The sequence below is a fragment of the Nisaea denitrificans DSM 18348 genome, from assembly GCF_000426505.1.
GTDB lineage: Bacteria > Pseudomonadota > Alphaproteobacteria > Thalassobaculales > Thalassobaculaceae > Nisaea > Nisaea denitrificans.
Genome location: NZ_AUFM01000019.1, coordinates 102,281 through 121,112, shown reverse-complemented (window position 1 = coordinate 121,112; position 18,832 = coordinate 102,281). Strand labels below are relative to the sequence as shown.

The 18,832-nt window shown below is 56.3% G+C and carries 13 protein-coding genes; 6 read left to right on the top strand and 7 right to left on the bottom strand.

The genetic code is table 11. From position 1 onward, the window contains the following. The first annotated feature begins 131 nt into the window (after positions 1–131). The gene (locus K328_RS0114595; protein WP_028466602.1) at positions 132–851 is read left to right on the top strand and encodes a glycosyl transferase; all 720 of its coding nucleotides are present in this window, start codon (positions 132–134) and stop codon (positions 849–851) included. Here K328_RS0114595 and K328_RS0114590 read toward each other — a convergent pair. Further along, on the bottom strand, positions 829–2,040 hold the full coding sequence (locus K328_RS0114590; RefSeq protein WP_028466601.1) for a tetratricopeptide repeat protein: 1,212 nt from the start codon (positions 2,038–2,040) through the stop codon (positions 829–831). The genes K328_RS0114595 and K328_RS0114590 overlap by 23 nt on opposite strands. A 473-nt stretch (positions 2,041–2,513) precedes the next feature. Further along, entirely contained in the window at positions 2,514–3,827 is a 1,314-nt protein-coding gene (locus K328_RS24205; RefSeq protein WP_051284942.1) for a glycosyltransferase family 4 protein, read from the bottom strand. Between the two features lie 199 nt (positions 3,828–4,026). Here K328_RS24205 and K328_RS24200 point away from each other — a divergent pair, with 199 nt between their 5' ends. The 5 genes from K328_RS24200 to K328_RS0114560 are packed head-to-tail and all read left to right on the top strand — an operon-like array spanning position 4,027 to position 11,779. Beyond that, the gene (locus tag K328_RS24200) at positions 4,027–5,790 is read left to right on the top strand and encodes a type I secretion system permease/ATPase (protein WP_051284941.1); all 1,764 of its coding nucleotides are present in this window, start codon (positions 4,027–4,029) and stop codon (positions 5,788–5,790) included. Between the two features lie 12 nt (positions 5,791–5,802). Beyond that, complete coding sequence (locus K328_RS24195) at positions 5,803–7,200, top strand: HlyD family type I secretion periplasmic adaptor subunit (RefSeq protein WP_051284940.1); 1,398 nt, start codon at positions 5,803–5,805, stop codon at positions 7,198–7,200. 25 nt (positions 7,201–7,225) lie between these two features. Next, a complete protein-coding gene (locus K328_RS0114570; protein WP_028466600.1) occupies positions 7,226–8,539 on the top strand; it encodes a tetratricopeptide repeat protein in 1,314 nt (437 codons plus the stop codon). Positions 8,540–8,573: 34 nt separating this feature from the next. Further along, entirely contained in the window at positions 8,574–10,964 is a 2,391-nt protein-coding gene (locus tag K328_RS0114565) for a UDP-N-acetylglucosamine--peptide N-acetylglucosaminyltransferase SPINDLY family protein (RefSeq protein ID WP_028466599.1), read from the top strand. Positions 10,965–10,981: 17 nt separating this feature from the next. Next, positions 10,982–11,779: an FkbM family methyltransferase gene (locus tag K328_RS0114560; protein WP_205620673.1), complete on the top strand. Its 798-nt coding sequence runs from the start codon at positions 10,982–10,984 to the stop codon at positions 11,777–11,779. A 28-nt stretch (positions 11,780–11,807) separates the two neighbouring features. On the opposite strand, the gene K328_RS0114555 is transcribed toward K328_RS0114560, so the two are convergent. From K328_RS0114555 to K328_RS0114535, 5 genes are all read right to left on the bottom strand, one after another. Next, on the bottom strand, positions 11,808–12,503 hold the full coding sequence (locus K328_RS0114555; RefSeq protein WP_156901366.1) for an acylneuraminate cytidylyltransferase family protein: 696 nt from the start codon (positions 12,501–12,503) through the stop codon (positions 11,808–11,810). Between the two features lie 72 nt (positions 12,504–12,575). Continuing rightward, the gene (locus K328_RS24190; protein WP_051284939.1) at positions 12,576–14,189 is read right to left on the bottom strand and encodes a calcium-binding protein; all 1,614 of its coding nucleotides are present in this window, start codon (positions 14,187–14,189) and stop codon (positions 12,576–12,578) included. Positions 14,190–14,648: 459 nt separating this feature from the next. After that, positions 14,649–16,529: a tetratricopeptide repeat protein gene (locus K328_RS0114545; RefSeq protein ID WP_028466596.1), complete on the bottom strand. Its 1,881-nt coding sequence runs from the start codon at positions 16,527–16,529 to the stop codon at positions 14,649–14,651. Positions 16,530–16,570: 41 nt separating this feature from the next. After that, positions 16,571–17,647 (bottom strand): Gfo/Idh/MocA family protein, encoded by a 1,077-nt coding sequence (locus K328_RS0114540; RefSeq protein WP_051284938.1) that lies wholly within the window; start codon positions 17,645–17,647, stop codon positions 16,571–16,573. 68 nt (positions 17,648–17,715) lie between these two features. Further along, a complete protein-coding gene (locus K328_RS0114535; protein WP_028466594.1) occupies positions 17,716–18,732 on the bottom strand; it encodes an NAD-dependent epimerase/dehydratase family protein in 1,017 nt (338 codons plus the stop codon). Positions 18,733–18,832 lie beyond the last annotated feature (100 nt).

Sequence of the window (18,832 nt, the reverse complement as noted above, 5' to 3'; positions counted from 1 at the left end):
GCGTTGCGTTTATAGAGGATGGCTTGAGCGGTGCAAAGCACTGTAGCTTCCTGCGACAAACCGGCCCTTTCTGAGCCGACAGCGGATATGCTAATGAGACGCAAATTCGAATAGACCGAATGGAACGGTAAATGAGCACGGAAACAGCTGATTCGGGCCCCTTAAGGATATATGTCGGATGGGACAGCCGCGAGCCCATCGCCTATGACGTCTGCGAAAACTCCTTGCGGCGTCATAGTCAAGCCGCCCTCGAGATCATCCCGCTCAAACTCGACGAACTACGGGAGAAGGGCCTCTATAGCCGCGACGAGGACCCTCTGGCCTCGACCGAATTCACCTATACCCGCTTCCTGATGCCGTATCTGGCCGGTTATCAGGGCTGGGCGTTGTTCTGCGATTGCGATTTCCTGTGGACCACGGATGTCGCAAAGCTCTTCGCACTCGCCGACGATGACAAGGCATTGATCTGCGTCCAGCACGACTATCAACCGACCGAGCGAACAAAGATGGACGGCAAGGCCCAGACCGTCTATCCGCGGAAAAACTGGTCAAGCATGATGCTGATCAATTGCGGGCACCCCGCGAATGCCGCCTTGACACCGGAAGTCGTCAACCGCGAGAGCGGCGCCTACCTGCACCGCTTCCAATGGCTTTCGGACGATCTTCTCGGATCTGTAGATCATACCTGGAACTGGCTCGAAGGCTGGTACGACAAACCGGCGGACGGCTCCTACCCGGCGGCAATTCACTATACGCGTGGCGGACCTTGGTTCGAAAACTGGCAGGATGTTGATTACGGGGATCTTTGGACGGCTGAAAGCAAGCTGGTCACCCCTTCAGAAAGCACCTGACGGCATCTGACAGGCAGGCAATAGGATCATTCCATCCAGAATCGGTGCGGCGAAACAGCTGCAAACTCGGATACCAATCGGTTCTGGGCCCACTTCGTCCCCAGAACCACAGCGGCGATCTCGGCAACAGGACGAAACCGGGCCGGCGAAGCGCGCCTGCCATATGGGCATTAACGCCGGATATGGATACCGTTGCATCCAATGCCTCGATAAGGGCGGCGAGGCCCTCGATATCATTTCGGAGGTCGTCGATCGGCGACGGACATAGATTTTCCGGCCAGCCTTCGGCATCCGAAGCATCGTCATACTGAAGGCTGATGAAAGTCACTCCAGGCAACTCCAGTAAGTCTTTCCAGTCCGCCAGATCCGTCGATTTCGACCAAGATGTCCGCCTTCCCCCGCCGCCCCAGGCAAACCCGAGCTTTGGACCGCCGCCATATTGCGCCAGTTCTTCTCGGATTCCTGAAACCCGCTCCGGGTCGGCGCGCAATGGCAACAAGGCATTTCCTCTGCCGTCTCGCTCGTAGAAACGGGCCAACAATGCCGACGGCACGTGAAAATCGAAGGCTGCAAATTCGACACCCGCTTCGCCACGCGGCACCACAGTTAGGTCTGGGAAGCTACGCTGCGCGAGCGAAACAAGTCGTGCATCCGTTTCCAGCACAACCGCCGCCCCCCTCCCCGCCAGCCAGGCCGCAAGCGGAGCAAAAACGATTTCGTCGCCAACCCCGAAATCGCCCCAGACAAATATCCGCGCGCCTTTCAGGTCTTGCCCGAGCCAAAGTGGCAACGTCCCAAAGGAGAGCGTTCTGGCTTGCGGGTGCGGCTCGGTCCAGCGCACGTGGTGGCCCCTGTATCCACCATTCCGGTCGCCAGCACCTATCCGCAGCAAGGATGACAACCAGAGTGCATCCCGGTGCCCCGGATCTTCCACCAGTGTCCGGCGCAGTGCGCTTTCCGCCGCTTCTGTTTCTCCGCAATCAACCAGCGCCGCCGCCAGATTGGCGCGGGTGTCGCGCGCAGAGGGATCTGCGGACAAGGAAGCACGGTAAAGGCTCACCGACTCGCTCAAGGCACCTGCCGCATGCTTTATCGCTGCCAGATTTCGTGCAGCGGTTGCGAATTCCAGGCCGTCTGGCTGAGCACAGAAAATTGCACGGGCAAATGCGGTTTCGGCACCCGGGCCCATTTCGCTTTGCAATAAGAGCCCGCACTGGGTGTGAAGTTGGGCTGAGCATGGATGGAACACAAGGGTTTGACGAACCCTCGCTTCAGCAGCCTCCGCTCCGCTTTGACCATGCAGATAAATCGCATGCGCCCGGGTCACATCAGGGTCGGCTCCATATCTCGCAAGGAACGCTGGCACACAGTCAGGCAATGGTGCCTGCAATTCGACGCATGCCGTCAACAGCGCCACCAAAGGGCCGGGGGTATCAGGGTTCGCGAAAAGGGCATACCGCGTCAGGATGGAGAGGTCTGGTATCGGCATGCCGCGCCTGCGCGCGACGGCAAGCAGATTGGCGTATCCCGCACCGTCCTCAGAAAACAGGCAGACATATCTCTTAAGCTCGACTTGTGCCGCCGCCAAATCGCCGGCCCGGAAAGCGGCACTGGTCCTTGCCTTGAGCGCTGCGCGCTCCGCCTCCGATACTGGAATGTGGATCACGCACCCATCTCGGACCACAGCGCCAGGTCGCGGGTCTTCGTTGCATGCCAACCCATCGCCTTTGCGATATCGGACGGAACATCAGCAGTCGCTTCGGGCAGTTCCCCCCGGCCGAGCTTCTCGATAATTTCTTTTTGTATAGGGAGGCAGACCTTCTTGAGGTCATAGCGCTCGACCACGGTCTTCCGCGCCGCCTTGCGCACAGAGTCTAGCTTCTTGCCTTTCGCCAGCGCTTCCACAACTGCTTTTGCAAGCGCATCGTCATCGCCATACTCAACAAGAATACCGTTCTTCCCATGCCGAATCACTTCACGCACGGGTGCTGTGCCACTGGCCACCACGAGACATTCCTTCGCCATGGCTTCGAGCATCGACCACGACAGCACGAACGGATAAGTCAGATAGATATGCGCCCGTGAAATCGACAGCATCCGGCCGAACTCCTCATAGGGCAGCCGTCCGAGAAAATGCAGCCGCGAGACGTCAAGCGAGCGATGCGGGATCAGGGCGTCTTTCCAGCTTTCGGCATAGCCCGGACCATTTCCGTAGCTCACCTCTTCACCCCCGGTGATCAGGATGTGTGCGTTCGGCCGGCCTTTCAGAATTTTCTCAAGAGATCGTGCAACTACGTCGAAACCACGATAGGGCTCAAGGTTACGGGCAACATAGGTCACGACCTCATCCTTGGCGGTAAGGCGACGCCCATCGGCGAGGTCGATATAGGCATCCCTGTCCCTGACACAGACTTCCGTATCAATCCCGTCATGCACAACCGTCATGTTTTCCCGAAAGGCTTTCGGATGTGTCGACCATTGCCAGTAGGTCGGAACATATCCCCAGTCAGACGCAGCCATGCTCAAAAGCATGTGGGCATTCCTGACCCGGGTCCGGCAGTCGCGGTCGATATCAGACCCTTTATTGACAAAGTCGGTATCGGTGCCGTGCGAGCGATAGAAGAACTCATTGAAGCTCAAAAGCCGTGCCTGCGGGAACACGTCTTTCAGGAACATGGCCTCACCCCATCCCGTATGAGCGCAGATCACGTCCGGCTCAAAGCCCGATGACTTGATCTTGAGGCAGGCCTTCGTCACCCCTTGCCCGTGCAAAATCTGATCCTCGTATCGATCAAAATACCGGTGCGGGGCCTGCCCGGCCTGGCGGTGCAATTCATATTCGACCTTGCGGATACCGGGCAGGTTCGGCTTGCCTCGCTTCGTCAGAAACACGACGTCATGTCCATCCGCGGCCAACGCCGGCGCCAGATGCTTGAACTGGCCGGGCATGTTCTGATGTACGAACAGGACTTTCATGGATCGTGTACCTTGTTGTCACAGGAGACGAATTATCATTGATACTCTAACCGCACGCGCTTATGAATTCCCGGAAGCTGCGATGCAAGTTCGGCGTCAGAGAAGTGTGTGGAATTATGCGATGCATTCTCAACTCAGATAGCGTTGCGTTATTCTGCTATACTCAAGCAGTATATCAATAAGTACGGACAAGATCTTTATGGCGAAAGCAAAAACGCCGTCAGAGGCCAGTTCGGCGCTCGACGATCCAATGCGGCATATTTTTGAAGGGTGCCGTAGCGCTTTCGTGACCGCTGGCGTGTTCAGCTTTGTCGTGAACATGCTGATTCTGACAATGCCACTTTACATGTTCTCGTTGTTCTCCCGAGTGCTCGGGACTGGCAACATGGCAACCTTGACGATGCTGGCGCTCATGGCTGCTGCAGCACTGCTTGTGCAAGCGCTGGTCGACATAGCCAGAACGTATGTTTTTACGCATGTCAGCGCCTGGATAGACGAGCAAGTCTCCCCGCAGCTTTTTGAAAAATCCGTATTAGGTGGTCTAGCAAGAGGTAAAGGTGGTAGCGACGCGCTTGATCAGCTGCAGGGGCTCCGTCAGTTTCTCTCTGGCCAAAGCATTTTCATGCTTATGGACGTACCGTTCATCCCCATCTTCATGATGGTGTTGTTTGCGCTGAACTTTGGCATCGGCATGACAGCAACGATCGGCGGCTTGATTCTGCTGATTCTTGCTGCTGTCAATAAAGCGATCTCTGACGGAAAACTGCAGCGGGCTTCCGCAGCCGCGGGCCGCGCCAGAAAAATCAGTCGATCCGCCATCGAGAACGCCGACATCGTAGAAGCTATGGGGATGCGAAAGACCCTCATGGCCGGCTGGTCTGTGTACAATGAGCTTTCGCTTAAGCTCCAAAACGATGCCAGTCAGGCATCCGGGATCATCCAGGCCTTGATCAAGATGATGCGTATGGGCGTCATGATGGCGGTGATGACCGTCGCTGCCATTCAGATCGTAGACCCGACAAGTGGCCTTTCACGCGGAGCAATGATGGCGTCGGTCATCCTCGTATCCCGCGCGCTCATGCCTCTGGAAGCGGTTGTATCATCCTGGGCTCAGGTATCAGATGCGATCCAGAAATACAGATACTTGTCCGATCTACTGACCAATACGAAAAGCAAACCGGAAGACAGCGTTTTTCCACTTGAGCCGAAAGGTGCGCTCTCTGTCGAAGGCGTTCACTTCCAGATCCAAGGCATGAAGCGACCTATCCTTTCCCGGGTTTCTTTTGACCTTAAAGCAGGGGAATCAGTCGCGATCATCGGCCCTTCAGCAGCAGGTAAAACCTCTCTCGCCCGCCTGCTTGCCGGCATAGAACAGCCGAATGCCGGTGTTGTCCGTCTGGATGGTGCCGATGTCTATCGCTGGCCGAGCGACGATCGCGGACGACATGTCGGCTATCTCCCTCAGCAAGTTCTCCTGTTCGAGGGTACAATCAGAGACAATATAGCGCGATTTGACGATACCATTACCAATGAGCAGGTCATTCAGGCCGCCGAAATGGCTGGTCTGCACAAAATGATTCTGCAGATGGAACAAGGTTATGACACCGAAGTTGGCTTCGGCGGAAACTTGCTTTCCGGGGGGCAGAGGCAACGCGTCGGCCTGGCGCGCGCTCTGCTCGGTGACCCAAAGCTTGTAATTCTCGATGAACCTAACGCGAACCTAGATACGGAGGGTGACAACGCCCTGCGTAACTCGATCGAAATCATGAAAACACGTGGCGCGACGGTTGTCGTGATCCTACATCGGCCAAATATCCTTCAGATCGTCGACAAGATCCTCGTTCTACGCGACGGCATGGTGCAAAAATTCTCCGACCGCGACGAAGTTATGCCCCTGATTGGCGGCGTCGGAAGTCAGCAGACCATTGAAAAACCATCTGTTAAGGCTGTGGCAGAAAAATGACTGGAGCCCTCAATGGCTGATACCCTTCCTGCATTAGATGGCGACTTTCTCACGAAGCGACTCCCGATCAAGGCGCGAGATGTTGACGTGAATAATGGCGCCGTCGGCGGCTCGCAGCTCACCAAACAGACATGGCATCGCTCCTCGCTATTTGGATGGAGCGTTCTGTTTGCATTTTTCGTGCTTTTCGGCGGCTGGTCCGTTGTCGCCCCCCTAGCGAGTGCCGTCCGCGCGCCAGGCAAACTCCATGTCGCAAGCGAGCCTCAGGTTGTTCAGCACTTCGAAGGTGGTATCGTTGACAAAATCCTCGTCCATGAGGGCGACACCGTCGAAAAAGACCAAGTACTTGTCCAGCTGAACCCTCTATCGACAGATGCGCAAATCGCACAATTGGAAAACCGTTTATTTGCTCTGCTGGCAGAACGTGCAAGGCTGCGAACAGAGCGTGACGGCCTGAGCAAAATCGAATTTCCCGCTATCATTCTGAAACAGAAGAATGACCCTGAGATATCGGGGCTTATTCATCGTGAAGAAATTTTGTTCCAGAAGCAGATGAAATCGCTCAACGATCAAAAACAACTGATTGCGGAGCGGATTTCTCAGTATCAAACCCAAATTGATGGCTCAATTGAACGGCTTGCGTCTATCAACAGGCAGATTGAGATTGTGGAAGAGGAACTCACCGGGGTTCGCACACTGTTTGATAAAGGCCTGGAGCGTAAGCCGCGCGTCCTTTCGCTGGAGCGTGGACAAGAGCAACTTCGCGGAGCCGCAGCTCAACTCAAATCAACTATCGCGCAGTATAAACAGGCCATCAACGAACAAGACCTGCGCCTTGCAGCCTTGGAAAACCAGCGTGAAACAGAAATCTCGTCCCGGTTACGTGAAAACGCCCTGCAATTGAATGATATTCAGGAGCAGGAAAACGTCTGGCGCGACCGTTTGAACCGCATCCAGATCAAGGCTCCAATGAGCGGACAAATTGTTAATCTGAACATACACACGACTGAAGGCGTCATCCGGCCCGGCGAAACCTTGATGACGATCATCCCGACTGAGGACGAGTTACTGGTCTCGGCCAAGATTGACCCGAAAGATATTGATGTCCTTCTCATCGGCGCACCGGTTCAGTTGCAGCTGTCAGCTTTCAATCCACGGACTACTCCTCCGATCGAAGGAACCCTTACGTCCGTGTCAGCCGACGCTGTGACAGACGGCCGTTCATCTAAGGAGTTCTTCGAAGCCCGTATCGTGATAGATCCTGAATCTCTTTCGCATAACCTACCTGGTGTCCGGCTGACTGCTGGCATGACGGTCTCGTCTCTTATTTCAGTGGGCGAGCGGACTTTGTTCGAATACATCGTGACCCCGCTGAGCCAAAGCCTCAGTCAGGCCATGAGGGAGCCATGAGCGGACTTCTTCTTATGGGCAAGGTATGGCGCAGATAAAGTCTGAGTTCAAAGTGGAAGTGGATGAAACGGCCGCCCCAGTAGCTTTAATCAGCGATTATCCGCTCCGCGTCATTCTGATGACTGGCGAAAGGCTCCTCGAACAGAAGCAGTATGACGTTGCTGCGCGGGTCTTTATGGAAGCCTTGCTCAAACGCCCTTGGTCTATCCGAGGTCTTACCGGCCTTGGCATTGCATACAATGCCATGAACAGGCCCGACGAGGCGGCGCGATGCTTTGCGCAAGTCATGTCCTATCGACCTGATTTACCGAAGGCGATGGAGGGCTGTGGCCATGCTTTTTCGATGCTGGAGAACTATTCTAAAGCGGAATCCTGGTATCGTCGCGCCGTCGCGGCCGCCCCCACCGCAAGATCCGTTTCCATTGCGCTCGGCGTCACTAAACTTAGACTGGGTGATTGGCAGCAGGGCTTTGCACTCTACGATCAGCGGGAAGGCGTAAAAACGCTTGAACAATCTATTGGCTCAGAAAAAATATGGGATGGACATGCCGCTCTTGAGGGCAAAACCATATTCGTTATCGGCGAGCAAGGCTATGGAGACCATATCCAGTTCGCGCGATACTGCGCGTTTCTGAAAGAGAAGGGCGCCCGCGTGATCTTCTTTACGCGGGAACCGCTCCGCAGGCTTTTTGAATGGATCCCGTCCATCGACCGGATCGTGGTCGACGGACAGAAGGCGGCATTCGACTACGCGGTGATGGCCATGAGCCTGCCCGGCCTGTTCAATACAGAGGCAGGCTCCGTCCCGTTCCGGACACCATACATCTTCCCGCCTCGCCCCGTCTCATGGGACAGCCGCACCAGTAAATCGGGTAAGCCAAGGATTGCCCTTGCCTGGAAAGGCAATCCGAACAACTCGCGCGATTATGTGCGCTCATGCCCGTCCGAGCTGATAGCCGAGCTGGTCGAGACGACCGATAAAGCCAATTTCCACGTCCTGCCCTTCGAGCTTGGATCAGAGCAGAGCGCCGTCCTGCGTAACCTGCCACAGCTCTGCGGTCAGGATGGCACGTTCGCCGATGTCGCGCTTGCCTTGGACGATATCGATCTCGTGATCTCTGTCGACACCAGCCTGGCCCATTTGGCCGGTGCTCTCGGCAAGAAAACCTGGCTCATGATCGGCCGGCAGCCGGACTGGCGCTGGCTTACTGCCGGAGAGGATGCTTTGTGGTACGACAGCATCCACATGTTTCGCATGGGCGTGGACTGGCCGGAGCTCATTGACCGCATTAAACAGGAGCTGGATCGTTTTCTGCGCGATTCAGATCGGCAGAATTAATTCCGGCTGCACATCGGAGATAAGGGACTGAGAGTTGACCGCTTCCGCTATTCTGAAATCACTCGTCCGGGATCAGGCAGTTTCGCTCCTTGAATCGCCAAGCCGTTCAGACGCTTGGGATCTCGCTGGTCAGAACTTCATTCGCCAGAAGGATATCCAGTCAGCCCTGTCTTCCTTCAAGCGATCCGAGGCTTCCGGCCCCCCTTACCCCGCGGCTTACCTGTACCGGCTTGCGATGGCTCTTGAACTCAGCCAGAACCACGGCGCCGCCGCCGCCCGGTATATCCGTGTCTATCGTGACAAAGACGCGGCACAGCGACGGGATGCTTTGTACCGAGCCGTCGGGTGCCTGCACCGCATGGGGGATCAGGCGACAATCGCGGAATTATTAGGCGATCTGAACCCCGGCGACTGGCGCGGATACCAGGAACTCGGCCTGATCGCCGGACTCGCTTTTTCCGGCACCGGAAATCCGGTTCGGAGTATTTCATGGCTCCTGATAGAACCGGACATCGAAACGCCTGAAAGTTCTGCTCGGCTCGTCCTCACGACGCTGATTGATAAAGGTGCGGAATTCAGAAATGCCGCGGACGTGCGGCGGTTTCTGCTCGAAAGCATTGAAACCTTTTTCATCGGCTCTCTGCTCTGCCGAAAGGTGATTCGATGGGTCGTTCGGTCCGGCCATGCCGGACAGTTGGCCTCTCCTGAGCTCATTCAATCAAGCAAGGGAAAATCCCTCAGCTACGCGTCGATGTTTTTCCGCGAGAGCGGCGCAAAGGACACGGCCCGCCGATTAGGCAAGATGGCTCTCGTCCTTCAGCCGGATGATCCCGGCAGCATGCAGGCCATTCTACCGGATGAAACCGAGGGAAATGTAGAAAGCCTGCATTCCCCCGTGCGATGGGCCAAGGCGATCATTATCGTCCCTGATTCCACGGATTTCATGGTCAACGATGCGGTGATCGCACTCAAGATCGCGGATCTTGAATCCCTCACGACCACGTATCTCGCGCGGGCGGCCGACCGGTTCAAAGCAAGCCCCAAATTGCTCTACAATATAGGGGCGCATTTCAATGAAAAGGCGCTGGCTGAGCAGGCGGAACCGGTTCTGAGACGCGCAGTCCTATTGGAACCTGGATATGCGAAGGCTTGGAGCTCCTATACAATTTCCATGTGCACGATGCTCAAACCAGAACGAGGCATCGTCTCGTCGCTGAGAGCTTTGACGTCAGATCCAAAGGTTCAATCGGGATACACCAATCTGGCGATGGCCTATCGAGGTGTTGGCGAGCTGGATCTTGCAGTTTCTGCCGGCAAACGGCAGCTGGAGGTGTCGCCGAACGATGCGGTGGCTCGTATGGGCGTTGCCTTCAATAGCCTCGCCATTGGAGCGATCGAAGAAGGCTTCACATTTTACCGTCATCGTTGGGCCCAGAAGGGATTCCCATCCAAGAAACGCCCGTTTCCGCAAACCGAATGGACCCTTCAGAAAATTCCCCGGGCGAGTAAGGTGCTGATCTACATGGAGCAAGGCATGGGCGATGAGCTCATGTTTTCTTGGTTCCTTTACTATGCGGAAGAACTCGCGCCGGGGCAGGTTGTAGTGGAATGCGACCAGCGCCTTATACCGGTGTTTGAAAGGACCTTCCCGACAATCGAGTTCTGGCCCATGACAGGGCCATGCCAGCGGCGACTGCTTGCTGACGATATCCAGTACAAAGTCCCGATTGGGCATTTGCCAAGCATGTTTACAGCCCGGCTTAGACAGCTGATCAAGGATCGGTGGACTCTGGGTCTTGATAAAATGCGTAGCGGGAATGGATGGATCCAGCCGTCGCCAGAAGGCGTGACCCGATGGCGAGATGAACTTGCGGCGATAGCTGGCGACCACCGTATTTGTATCGGTGTTGCCTGGCGGAGCGGGAATATGGCCCGAGCTCGTGTCTCGCAGTACCTCACCGCTGAGGAAATTGCGCAAAGTTTGCCGGATAATTCAGTCGCTGTGATCCTTCAGTATGTCTACGAGGATGAAGAAATCGATATCATTCGGCGGGAAGCTTCCCGGCGCGGGATTGATGTTGTTATTTTTGACGACCTCGATCTGAAGAATGATCTGTCCGATGTTGTTGATCTCTGCGCCGCGGTTGACGCGATCGTCACTCCGCTGACATCGACCGCTTTTATGGGAGGGGTGGTTGGCACGCCGACGTGGGTGTTCCGGACATCTCCGACGGAGAGTATCTGGCAGCAGCTCGGGGCTCCCCTTATCCCCTGGATTCCCGATATTAGGCTGTTTTTCAGGGACGCGACGGAGAGCTGGGACGCGTCGATCGTCACGGTCCGTGACGATCTTTCGGCGTCCATTGACTGGGTTCTTGAGCGGCGGAGACCGCGGGCGCAAGGCACCGAGGCAGACAACCAGTGAGTTCTGGATCCGACATATTGCGACTGCCATCCCGGCTCTTTTCCGACGGCTTTTTGCATCTCCCGATCAAGAGTGCCTCTGCAGCGTCGACAAAGCTTCAATTGCGGTTTCCTGTTGAGCTTCTCGAAGATTCCGGGTTGTTGCGGTTTGTCTTTTCCGAGTTTTCCGGCTCTGGGTTTGAATTCCGTGAACGAATGTTGTTAACCTCGCTGATTGAACCTTCCGATTTTCTGGTCGATATCGGGGCGCATTTTGGATTGTATTCGCTCGTTCTATCCGATGCGCTTCCTGGATTGGCTTGTCTTGCGGTTGAGCCGTCACCGGAGAATTACGATATCCTGTCGGAGAATGTGCGCTTCAATGGATTGAGCGAACGGATTTCGGCTGTTCAATGCGCCTTGGGAAACCGAATTGGTCGGGCAGCTCTCCGGTTGAATTCGAGCATGGGTCATCACATATCCGGGCTGGCCGGAGACAGCCACGGCCGGACGATTGACATCGATCTCCAATCCCTTGACGCCTTGCTCGCCTCACCTGCTGGAGAGATGGCCGGATTACGCCCGGTCTGGCTGAAGATAGATACCGAAGGGCGTGAAGCCGATGTTCTCGAGGGGGCCAGAGGGGCATTCCTGTCCGGGCGGATTCGGGGCGTTCTCTGGGAGTTTCGGGTCGGACATCTTGTCAACCCCGACAGGGATGCGATTCTCGGGTTCTTCAGGGAGTTCGGCTTTGAGTCTTTTGAGGTCTCAGACAGCAACATGATCTCGGTGCAGGCGTCTCTATTGAAGGAAAAGCTCCAGGTGCTTTGCGCTTGATCAGCTTGCCGTGCCCCAAAGTGGCGATTCAGAGATTGTAATGCCGGGCAATCGCCTCCGCGATTTTGACGTCATCCTCATAGTCGATGTCGATTGAGCGCCACGGCTCCATGATATGGATGGCGGATTGCGGATCGTAAAGCGCGCCTTCACGCAGCAATTTTGTTGCTTTGAATATATAGACCGCCCCATTTATAGCCCAGCTCCTGTCCCGTAAGTCCGTCTGCTCGCTTCCTTTTGTGGTCTGTTCCGAGCCCAATCTTGTTCTGGTCTCGGTTGTTCCGAAGGGCGGGGATGGTGGCGTGCGCCAGCGTGTGACAGAAACCCCGCTCTCGACGTTATTCTCTGCCATTCTTTCCAGCAGCGCCGATATGTCCGCGCCGGTTCGAAAAGGCGATGTCAGTTGCAGCAGAATGATTGTGCAGGTTTCCAGACCCAGTTTTTGAATGAGGTAGCGGAGAACATCCGCAGAAGACGTTTGATCCGCCGCAAGTTCGACCGGACGTGCATCGCATTCCATGTCCGGGTACTGCTCAGCCGCCGAGATCAGCTGCATGTCATCGGTGGATAGAATTGTCCGCTCGATCACGCCACTTTGAGCCACTGCGTCCATTGTGCGCTCGAGCAGTGTGCGTTCGCCTATACGCAGGCGGTTCTTTCCGCAGACCCGTTTGGATCCCATACGGGCAGGAATGATTGCGACAATCGGCTGTAATGCTGTCAATTTTCAATAATCACAAAAAGAAAGGGCGGGCCATATTGGCCCGCCCTTCCTCATTCAAAATATGTTTCCGACTTAGCTGAACGTGAAGTCGTTCAGGTCCAGCGTGGTGACGCCGGTGACCCGGATCACGGTGTAGTCGGAAGCGCCGCCGCCGTTGATGGCAACAGTGACTTCGTTGGAGCCGCTGACCTGAACCAGGCTGTTGGTGGTTCCAGTAAGCGTAGCTGCGGTCTGGAACGCCGGGATCGAGCCGCCTGAGAAGCCGAAACCGGTCAGCTGGATCTTGTCGGTACCGTCTTCAAAGTTGAAGACGATGGCAACAGTTCCACCGGCACCGAGAGATGCATTATCAGATGCCTCGATGACGAAGGTGTCATTACCGGATCCACCGTACAGTGAGTCTGATCCTTCGCTGCCACCCGTAGATGCAAGCTTGGCATAGATCACGTCATTGCCGTCGGAACCGTAGATGATGTCGGAACCTGCCGAGCCCGCGTAGATGATGTCGTCACCGGCACCACCAGACAGGAGATCGCTCGCGCCTGTTGCACCGGCACCGTACATGATGTCGTTGCCGTCATCACCGAACAGGGTGTCGACGCCGGAACCAGCCATCATGCTGTCGTTACCGGTACCACCATAAAGCAAGACCGAGCTGGAATTGGCAGTAGCGACAATCGTGTCGTCACCAGCACCACCATACAGCGAGTCGTTACCACCGGTACCAAGGATCGAGTCGTTACCAGCGTCGCCGGAGATCAGGTCAGCATCGGAGCCGCCATCGATCACGTCGTTACCGTCGCCGCCGAAGAGCGAGTCAGCACCGTCGGAACCGAAAATGCTGTCGATTCCAGCATTACCGAACACCTGATCAGCGTCTGAACCACCGTAGAGAACGTCGTTATCGGCACCACCGAACAGAGTGTCCGATCCACCAGATCCACTAAGAGTGTCGATGCCGGCGTTACCATAGATCAGGTCGTTGCCGTCGCCACCAATAACGGAATCGTTGTCTGCACCACCGAAGATCACGTCGGCCTCAGAACCGCCGTTCATGGTGTCAAGACCGGCACCGCCATAAAGCGTGTCAGCACCAGAGGTACCGACCAAGCTGTCGCCGCCTTTGTTACCGTAAATCAGATCGGCGTCGGCACCACCATCGATGACGTCGTTATCCGCACCACCGAACAGTGTGTCCGCGCCGCCGGAACCGAAAATGGTATCACGCTCGGAGTTACCATAGACCAGATCCGAACCGTCACCGGCCGAGACCACATCGTTGCCGGCACCGCCATAGATGACGTCGGAACCGTCGCCGCCACTGACCACGTCGTTACCGAGATTACCGAAAACAGTGTCGGCACCGGAACCGCCGTCGACCGTGTCATTACCCTGACCGCCATAAACGATATCAGAGTCGCCGTCAGCGGTAACGTTGTCGTTGCCAAGGTTACCGTAGAGAACGTCATTCCCATCAGAACCAGACAGCGTGTCATCGCCCTGGCCACCAAACATGGTGTCCGCGCCGGAACCGCCAAGAAGAGTGTCACCACCCTGATTACCGTAGACTAGATCCGCACCACCAAGCGCGGAGACAATATCCGAACCACCAAGAGCGGTGATGAGATCGGAATCTCCCGTGCCAGTAATCGTATCCGTCGTACTGGTGCCCGTTATCGTTGCCATTACAACCCCCTAGTTAGCATCAAAGCTACACCAAAACCGTTCTGGGTTAGCTTTGGTGCCGTATCTGGATTTCGTCAACCAAAAAATCCTGCACACCAAGCGAACGCCAGTCCTATTGCTAGCCGCGACGAAACGGCTCGGGTGATTTATTACACCGCTTGCCTAATGAACGCAAGCGGTTACCGGACGGTTTTAGCGCACAAGAATACCGCAACCCAAGCTCCCCCTACGTTCCTGCGCCCGAACGCTGACCACTCCCCTTGCATCTCGTTTAATTTCATAAAATCAATTAGTTATGTATAAACACCTTATCTTTTCAGGCACCTCGTCTGTCACGGCAGGGTTTCCTCACCTTCCGCAATTGGGGCAAAGACGCGTCGATCCGGGCAAAATCCAATCTGTTACCGTGTCTTCTCGGCAACAGATTGGAGATTGCTGGCAGACTTTAGCCGCAGAAAATTACCGAAGAGATTTTACAACCGCACTTAGGATCGATTCTGGATCTTCACTTCCCGGCGGCCAGAGCAATGTCGAATTTGGCAGCATCGGGGAATGTTGTGCACCGACTCGATAACGCCAATCACGCTGGACCGGCATCAACATCGCCACAGAGCGCGTGCCTGTAGCGACAGCCATCGGGACCAAGGCCGTCGCCAGGGAAACGACAACGTCAGCGGCCGCGATGGCGTCCGCGAGCCGAACGAGATCGTCGCGCACATCGAAGTCAGGTCGCACAACCCGGTCTTCTCCGAAAACGCGGACCAGCCCATCCCATTCATGCTCTCCCATGCCATATTGCAGCGGTAGGAAGACGGCGTTCTCTATGGCTGTGAGTCTCGAGAATCTCTCGACGTCGATAGCAAACGAGAGGTGTTGCACTGGTTTCGTGCTGCGCCAGGCGAGGCCGATGAGACGTACTGACCTGCCCCCGGTCAGTCGATGTTTGACTGCGTCCACCCATTCGGGGTCTGGTCGCATCCAGCCTGTCGGTGTCTGCTGCCCCGCCAGGCCCAGCCGATGTGGAAGACTCAGGAGAGGCAATTGTGCCTGATAGTCAGAGATGTCGACCTGCACATCGAGACGTCTCGGCAACGGCGTGATCTTGGGAAAGCAACGCTGGACAAGAGGCATCAACCGAGCATCGGTCTCGACCGTAAAATGCTCCGGACGGTCAGCGAGCGCCGTTAGATAAGACAGCCCCCAGATTTCATCCCCGACGCCCTGCTCGCCCCAGAGCAGTATTTTTCCGGCTGCCGGGCGCCCCGGCTCCCACAATGGCAGGTCAAAAGAAGCATTTGGCCAGAGCGAACGTTCGCTCGTAGGCATCTCCGCCGGCGCGAACCACCGGCCTTCATATGTTGCCAAGCCTTCCGAATAGCGGCCGGATTTCAAGAGCGTTATCGCCAAGTTATTTTGAAACCTTTGATCCTGCGGGGCAGCGATGTCGGCGCGTCGCAAGTTGGTCAAAGCATCGCCGACATTGGCCATGCTTTGAAGAATCGTGCCGCAGATGAAATAGCGTTCTCCGATGTGCGGATAAAGAACGGTCACGCGCCTGGCAATCGTGAGCGCCTCCTCTAACTGCCCTGTGCGCTCTAGAATCGCCGCCCGATTAGCGAGAACAGCGAACGCTCCAGGCGCTAGAATGTCAGCAAAGTCAAGCAACCCGGTCGCACGCGTGAATGCGCGCTGCTCGATAAAATAGCCTGAAGCGGCGATATAGGCATTGAGGTTGGCTGGATTACAAATCAGAGCCCGACAATGACACCGGCGGCTTTCGGCACTCTTATACAGTCGTTGCTGAAGAACGCCTCGCAACCGCCATGCATCGGATAGCAACGTTGAGGATCGGAGTACTTTCTCAACAACCTCAAGGGGCTCCAGAATCTTGCCACCCGCGATCTGACTCTCTACTTGCCCCACTCCCGTATCTGCATGCGCTCCCTGAACCCAAGCATGGGACTGAAATTTCCAACGCTTTGTCCTTTTTGCCATAAGGGTAGAGAGGCTCGTAGAGATCCGCGCCAAACCGGGCTGCAGCAATGCCGCGCGCCGAAGGCTGACGAAAGCTTTGTCCACCGTTTCGGCCTGCACATGCCTGTTCGACAGATTTACGTACAGACGAAAATCACCGGGTATCAGAATGATCGCCCTATGAAGAAGCGTCGCTCCTCGATCCGGCCAGCACCCGGCAAGAGCCGCCCAGCGCATGCCATCAGACGGACTCAATAGCGCTAGCGCCCGGAAAGACTCACGCTTTTCATCGTCAGCAAGCGCCCCCCGCGCGGCTCTAGCACGCAGGGTTTCCTCTAGAATAACTAACGGATCAGCGTCAGGCATATCACTGTCACGCGTCATATCCGAATGACCCACGCAAAGGGCTAGAGCCCCAGGCGCTCTGATTTCGGAGCATCCTTAAGCGCAACCCAACCGCCGACTTCCATACTTCGGTAAAGGGCATGGAGGAAAGCGAGGGCCTTGCTGCCTTCATCAACCGAGACAGGTACATCCGTCTTTCCGGCGCGCCAATAGTCGATGACCTCGCGAATATAGGGGCCGTGACCAAGGCCATAGCTGGTCGGCACTTCCTGGGAGAATGCTGCCTGCACATCCTCGTCACCGGCTTGCGGCTCAATCGATTCCCATGTCTCGACCAGGTTGATCGCCCGGCCGCCTACCTTAGCAAGGGCCTTGTCACCGACAATATGGAGAGAAGCCTCGAAATCCCGCGGACGCGCCGCCGTCGTGGCTTCGATCGTACCCATGGCACCATTCTCGAACCGGACGATCGCGGTCGCCGTATCCTCGGCTTCCAGTTTGTTGATCACAGCCCGGCCCTGGGCGCAAACCGCCTCGATCGGGCCTCCGAGCCAACGCATGGCATCGATATGATGGATGGCCTGCTGGGACAGCACCCCGCCATCCATCCGCCAGCGGCCATGCCAGGGGTCGTCGTAGTAAGACTGGTCACGACTCCAGTGCACCCGGATACCAACGGAAACCAGCTTGCCGAACCGGCCCTCATCCATCGCGCCCCGCAGGAAACGCATCGCGGGATTGTAGCGGTTCTGTTTTATCTCGGCACAGATCAGACCACGCTCCCGGGCAATCCGCGACAGCTCCTCTGCATGCTCCAGACGCAGGGCAACGGGCTTTTCGACGATCACATTGATGCCGGCCTCAAGCGCCTTCTTCGCATGCTCATAGTGATTGCCCGACTCGGTCAGGATGCAAAGCAGATCCGGTTTTTCGGAAAGCAGCGCGTCCATATCGGCAACCACCGGACAGCCGCCAATATCGTCGGCGAAGGATGCCGATTTTGACCCATCGAGATCCGTCACCGCCACAACGTCGGCAATGTCCGTCAATTCGTCGCGGAACACTTCCCGGTAACGCGCCGAAACCCGGCCGCATCCCAGAACCCCGATCCGGGCCCGATTTGCCCTGCTCGCTTCCATCCTCATCTTACTCCGCTTAATGCTTTCCAGGCTCCCCACGCATAGGGCAGCCCCATCATGTCATCTCTTCAGACTTTTTCACCGTCACCCAAATAGGCGAACCAGGTCTTCGTCGCGTCCGCGATTGAATCCGGATCCCAGAGCGGGGCATCCTTCCAGCGTTCGATATCCGCCAGCATGCGGGCCACGCCATCCTCAAAGGAGATTTCCGGCGCCCAGCCAAGCTCGCCCTGCAGCTTGGAAATATCCGCCCAGGTCACATCGGGCTCACCCGGCCGCTTCGGAACATAAACGACCTCGCCGCCGATCAGCTCGACAAGCCGGTTTATGGATTTCGGGTTTCCGCCGCCGGCATTGTAGATTTCGCCAGACTTCTCCGTCAGCGCCGCCGCATGAAATGCGCGCGCCAGGTCAGAGGCATAAATGAAATCTCGTCGCTGTGTGCCGTCACCGACAACCGTGAAGGGTTTCCCCGCAAGCTTCTGGCGAAGGAACACACCGAAGACGGCGCCATAAGCCCCCGTAGTCCGGACACGGGTACCGTATGCATTAAAAATGCGTACGGAATTGGCTGGCAGTCCATAGACCTGATGCCAATGCAACACTGCCTGCTCACCCTGATATTTGCTGAGGGCATAGGGATATTGCGGCTGTGCAGGATGCAGCTCGGTGGTCGGTGTGTCCGCCAATCCATAACAGGATGACGACGCGGCATAGACGAGCTTCTCGACATTCGCCTCGCGTGCGCATTCCAGGACATGGACAGTGCCTTGCGCATTCGTCGCCATGTAATCGATAGGTCGCTCGATCGATGGCACAATGTCGCCGATTCCGGCGAAGTGGTAGACGAAACGTGCTCCTTCAAAGGCGCGCCGCATGGACTCGATGTCCCGGATATCCGCTTCGAAGATCCTGAGGTCCGGATTGTCCGCATGGTGCTTCAGATTCGAACGGTGACCGCCGACAAAGTTGTCGACCACATGCACACGGAACCCCTCGGACAATAGAAGATCGACCATGTGGCTCCCGATAAAACCGGCTCCACCGGTGACGACCGCGATCCCGCGTTCGCTATTCCGAACCATCAAACCCAATCCCTCTGTTGAATTCCGGACCCATGTTCAAGATAACTCGCTGCTTAGCACAAGATGTGGCAATTCGGACAGCACGACCCAATTCGCCATG